The sequence below is a fragment of the Sphingobium sp. D43FB genome (genome assembly GCF_002312805.1).
Classification (GTDB): Bacteria; Pseudomonadota; Alphaproteobacteria; order Sphingomonadales; family Sphingomonadaceae; genus Sphingobium.
In genome coordinates this window covers 1-4,270 of sequence record NZ_NMUA01000086.1, presented here as the reverse complement: position 1 = coordinate 4,270, position 4,270 = coordinate 1, and the positions used below count along the sequence as shown (strand labels likewise).

3 protein-coding genes and 3 pseudogenes are annotated in these 4,270 nt (G+C 56.5%); 2 read left to right on the top strand and 4 right to left on the bottom strand.

What is annotated here, in order from left to right; all coding sequences use genetic code 11:
- A pseudogene (locus SxD43FB_RS23085) lies at positions 1-94 on the top strand (IS5/IS1182 family transposase); the annotation flags it as partial.
- Positions 95-288: 194 nt separating this feature from the next.
- On the opposite strand, the gene SxD43FB_RS23080 reads toward SxD43FB_RS23085, so the two are convergent.
- Together SxD43FB_RS23080 and SxD43FB_RS23075 are read right to left on the bottom strand one after the other, a co-directional pair.
- Entirely contained in the window at positions 289-900 is a 612-nt protein-coding gene (locus tag SxD43FB_RS23080; RefSeq protein WP_096064115.1) for a TetR/AcrR family transcriptional regulator, read from the bottom strand.
- Positions 901-1,129: 229 nt separating this feature from the next.
- Positions 1,130-1,588 (bottom strand): annotated as a pseudogene (locus SxD43FB_RS23075) (Tn3 family transposase); the annotation flags it as partial.
- A 253-nt stretch (positions 1,589-1,841) separates the two neighbouring features.
- Here SxD43FB_RS23075 and SxD43FB_RS23070 point away from each other — a divergent pair.
- A pseudogene (locus tag SxD43FB_RS23070) lies at positions 1,842-2,060 on the top strand (helix-turn-helix domain-containing protein); the annotation flags it as partial.
- 265 nt (positions 2,061-2,325) lie between these two features.
- Here the strand turns inward: SxD43FB_RS23070 and SxD43FB_RS23060 are convergent.
- Both SxD43FB_RS23060 and SxD43FB_RS23055 read right to left on the bottom strand, forming a co-directional pair.
- A complete protein-coding gene (locus SxD43FB_RS23060; protein WP_255245881.1) occupies positions 2,326-3,495 on the bottom strand; it encodes a site-specific integrase in 1,170 nt (389 codons plus the stop codon).
- A gap of 178 nt (positions 3,496-3,673) precedes the next feature.
- Positions 3,674-4,048, bottom strand: a complete 375-nt coding sequence (locus SxD43FB_RS23055) for a transposase (RefSeq protein ID WP_096064113.1) — start codon at positions 4,046-4,048, stop codon at positions 3,674-3,676.
- Positions 4,049-4,270 lie beyond the last annotated feature (222 nt).

The window sequence follows — 4,270 nt, the reverse complement described above, 5'->3', positions numbered from 1 at the left end:
CGCCAAGGACTTTGAACAGACCATCGCATCGGCAACTGCGTGGCTGTTCATAGCTTCCATCCAGCTATTCGCGCGTCGCATCGCAAGACTATGAAATTTCATCGGATAATTATGAATCAGGCTCTGAATGATTTTCTGGGTCGCGCAGTAAATCATTTCCTAGCAATTGTCAGATTAAGATTAAATAGAAGGGCGCTTAGTGATACGCCCGGAATAAGAATTTATTTATTATGAATATTGCCAATATTCATCTAATAAATTATAAGATCTATATGGTAGTCGTCGTAATCATGAATTAATGATATGTTCCTTGAAATAATCCGGAATAAATAACTCCATGAAGGCATTTTTATCTTCGGATTGGTGCTGAAATTTCTTTGATGGCATGAGTATGTTGAGTCCAATGAGGTGAGCGAGAGCCATTGCTGCTGTTTGGCGCGCCCTGTTTCTGCTCTGACCAAGTTCGATATAAGCCTCTGCTATTAGACTCATTCGATCCTGATCAACGCGCTTTGTTGTTTCCGCAGCAATGTCGGAAACTCGTGCCCATTCCCGCAGGGCTTGTTCAATAGGGCCGCCAGGAACGTCGGGACCTTTATTCAAAGCCAAGGTAAAGAAATATCGCAACCGATCACGCGGAGCATTAAAATCACGCTTGCCCGCCAAACCGATTGCGATGGTGGCGGAATTATACCAATATTTTAGTGTCTCAGAGAGCAGAGAATCTCTATCTTTGAAATGCCAATAGAAACTTCCTTTTGTTACTTTTAGTTCCCTTGCCAAGGATTCTATTTGAATAGCAGCTACGCCTACATCACCTATCTTACCTAGGGTATGTTTTAGCCATATATTCTTCGACAGCCTAGCCGTTTTTATAGATTCACTCCTATCTTCAGGCATGAATTCTCCTTCAATTGACTGAATAGTATCCGGAACACGGTCTAGCAGGTAACTTAATAGATGCCTCAAATCTGACCGTCCAGCTTGCCTGAGGCTCCTCTGGGAAACGGAGCCGCGTCGATAATGAGCAGGTGCTTCGCCTGCAACGCTGCAATATGATAGCTTTATCTTCCTCCTCTATCCGGGGTCTGAGTAGCAACGGAACAGAAAACCTACATAAGGCACGCCGTCAGGCATCGTCGATGCCCGTGGCGCCGGGATCGCGAAGCGGCCGAAGCTCGCCCCGCGCGACCATGTCGGGAATGGTGAACGCGTAGCGCCCGAGCATGTTGATGTGCCGGAAGCCGAGCGGCGAGAGGCGTGCAACATCCTCGTCCAGCATCACATGGCCTTCGGTCCGGAGCTGGTTGAGCGCGGCATCGATGTAGATCGTGTTCCAGAGCACGATCAGATTGACGACCAACCCGAGCGCGCCGAGCTGGTCCTCCTGTCCATCGCGGTAGCGCTGGCGCAGTTCGCCGCGCTTGCCGTGGAATATGGTGCGGGCAAGCTGGTGGCGGCTCTCGCCGCGGTTGAGCTGCACGAGGATACGACGTCGGTAGGTTTCGTCGTCGATGAACCGCAGCATATAAAGCGACTTGATGAGGCGACCGAGTTCCTGGAGCGCGCGGGCGAGCTTGGTTGTACGCCTCCGATAGCGCTTGCTCTTACCCACAAGTGGTCGCGTGCGTGATTCGGCCTACCGCGCGCCCATTGCCTGGCTGGAATCACCCATGATTCATTCTCCGGCACCTTTGGTATCGATGGCGGAGTAAAATGCCCCAGAAGTGACATTTGAAAATTCCCCACTTCGTTTGATTTGGCCCTGTCCGGGGCGCGCCCCGGACAGGGCCAAATCTAGAAAATCCGGCATAGTCCCCCTGTTGGGAGGCGATGCTGCGATGAAGAAGCTTGGAGAATTGATTATGATCCTGGATTTGCATCGCCAAGGCGTGAACATCGCCGCGATAGCCCGACAAGTTGGCGTCGACCGCAAGACGGTACGCAAATACATTGCGCGCGGTGTGGAGGTGCCGACATATGGCCCTCGGCAGCCACGGGAACGCTTGCTGGACCCACATATTGAATACCTGCGAGCGCGACTGGATGCGTATACTCGAACCCCGAGCGGGTCATCGTCCGACCGGCGTTGTTCAAGAACAGCGCGGTGTCGCCACCGACGGGCCTAACGGCGATCCAGGCGCGAATGGCGGCTAGGCGAGCGGCGTACCCTGATGCGAAATGAACAATGCGTCGCTCTGTGTCGGTGCCGTCAGACGCTCCGCCAAATAAATATCCAGGGCTCGTCTCGTCGTAGAATGAAGAGGTAACAGCCTGCTCTTCTTGAACTTGGTCTGGGCAATGATCAGCCCGTCATCGGTGACATCAACAAGGCGAAGGGAGATCGACTCCGAAACGCGCATGCCGGTTGCCGCGATCAGTCCAAACAGGGTGCTGTATGTGCGTGGCCTGATCGATCCAATCGGTCCGAGCGACAATGCGCGATCGCGAAACGACGTACCGCCAGCAGGCGGTTCCGACGTTGCTCCGGAGACGGCGCAAGAAGCGCCCACTCCTGTACGCGCGCTTGCATGATATGGCGGTCGCCCCGCTCCTCGGCATATGCGACGAAGTTGCGCAGAAGAATGCCCGGTGTTCGAAACTTGAAGCCGAGGGCCTGTTGCCGCTCACCTGCAGCATGCCGGTTGCCCAATCGAGATCCTGAAGCTTCAGCGCGGTGACATCACCAGCCCGAAGGCCCAGGCGCGCCAGAAGAAGCTGGATGGCCCGGTCGCGGAGCCGTCCGTTGGAGAGCTGATCGCATGAAGCGACGACACGTTCGACATCGTTAGCCGACAGATATCGCGGCAACGACGAAAGCCGCCATTGCACAACGGGCGAGATGGCATGATCAAGGTTGGGCCGGCAGAGACCGGCGGCGGCCAGGAAGCGCAAATAGCTACGCAACGCACTGGTTATCGTTCTGAGGTCCGCAGGACCCGTTCGCTCTCGCCACTCCCGTACCACGCTGCGGATCAGCCCTGCGTTATAGTCGCGGGTCGCCTCGCCGAGCGTCGGCAGCAGGTTGGTCAGGAGACGACGATGGCGAGCGATCGTCCGTTCCGAAAGGCCGCGATGAATGCGCAACCATCGCTGATAGTCATCAAGCAAGGGATGGACCGGAGCCAAGGGCAGCGAGGCGGGTGCCGGCGCAACGGCAATATCCTGCAAGAAGGTATAGAAGCGCTTGGCGCGCCGGAAATACTTGGGCGAGATGCGCGACCATCGCCGCCCGCCGGGGCACTCGCAACGATGGTCGGCGAAACGCCGAAGCAAATCGGCATCGACCATCTGGATCGGCGTCGATGTGCTGTTGACCCAGGCAGCAAAGTGCCGGGCTGCGTCGGTGTAGCCTAAGATCGTCAGTCGTGAATAGCGGCGGTCAGCAAGTTCTGCACCAAACCGGTCGATCCACGGTGCCAGCGAACCAGGATCAAGAAACCAGCGACAATGGTCTTCCTCGCACATTTTTACTCTCCTTGTGATGTTCGACATCGCAAGGGATCATAGTTATGCGGTGATCGGTGACGACCTGGCTCGATCTAACCGATGGAAAAGATACCCGAATCTTGGCTGGAAACTCGCCGACTCCGCATAATCATGGTCAGCGCATAGTTGCGCATGTCAGTGACGCCGCAGGCGAGATAGACCCTTACGCCGGTGCCCGGTCCGATCATGCAGCTTCCACCGACCGGATAAGCCGGGTCAAGGCAGTAGCCTCGATGTCGGCATCGAAGCGAAGCCGCCGTCCTTGCGCCAGACACAGCTCGATGATCAAGGGCGAGGCCACCACCCGGTCATCGACCACGGGCTCCGCGCTCAGCATGGGCGCCCCGATATCAACCGGCAAAAAGGTCGGTTCGTCCGCCGCACGCAGCAACCCTCGCTTCCTGAACAGATGGCGCCATTGATAGATCTGGCTTCGCGACACATCGTAGCGGCGCGCGACGCGCGCCAACGTCTCTCCGTTCATTCCCACAGCGGCGACGATCTCGAGCTTCTCCGCGTTGCTCCACCGACGACGCCGTTCCCGGCCCAATATCTCCACCGCCGTCCCTCGCTTTGGCTCAGCACGTCCATAACGACGTCCTTATGGACGTCCCTTACGCGCTCACATCACAGCAAGGCAGGCGGCCTCAATCGGCTTGCTCTTACCCACAAGTGCCTGCTGGGTGCCTCGAGATTCGAGCTCCCTCAACGAGATCGGCGAGTCGCGTCATTCCTCTCCATATGACGGTCGTGCCGGGTGGTGGGTCAGACGCGCGGTCCA

Coding starts and splice junctions, on each gene's coding strand:
- SxD43FB_RS23060 (WP_255245881.1), bottom strand. CDS start 3,495: ATGTCGAACATCACAAGGAGAGTAAAAATGTGCGAGGAAGACCATTGT.
- SxD43FB_RS23080 (WP_096064115.1), bottom strand. CDS start 900: ATGCCTGAAGATAGGAGTGAATCTATAAAAACGGCTAGGCTGTCGAAG.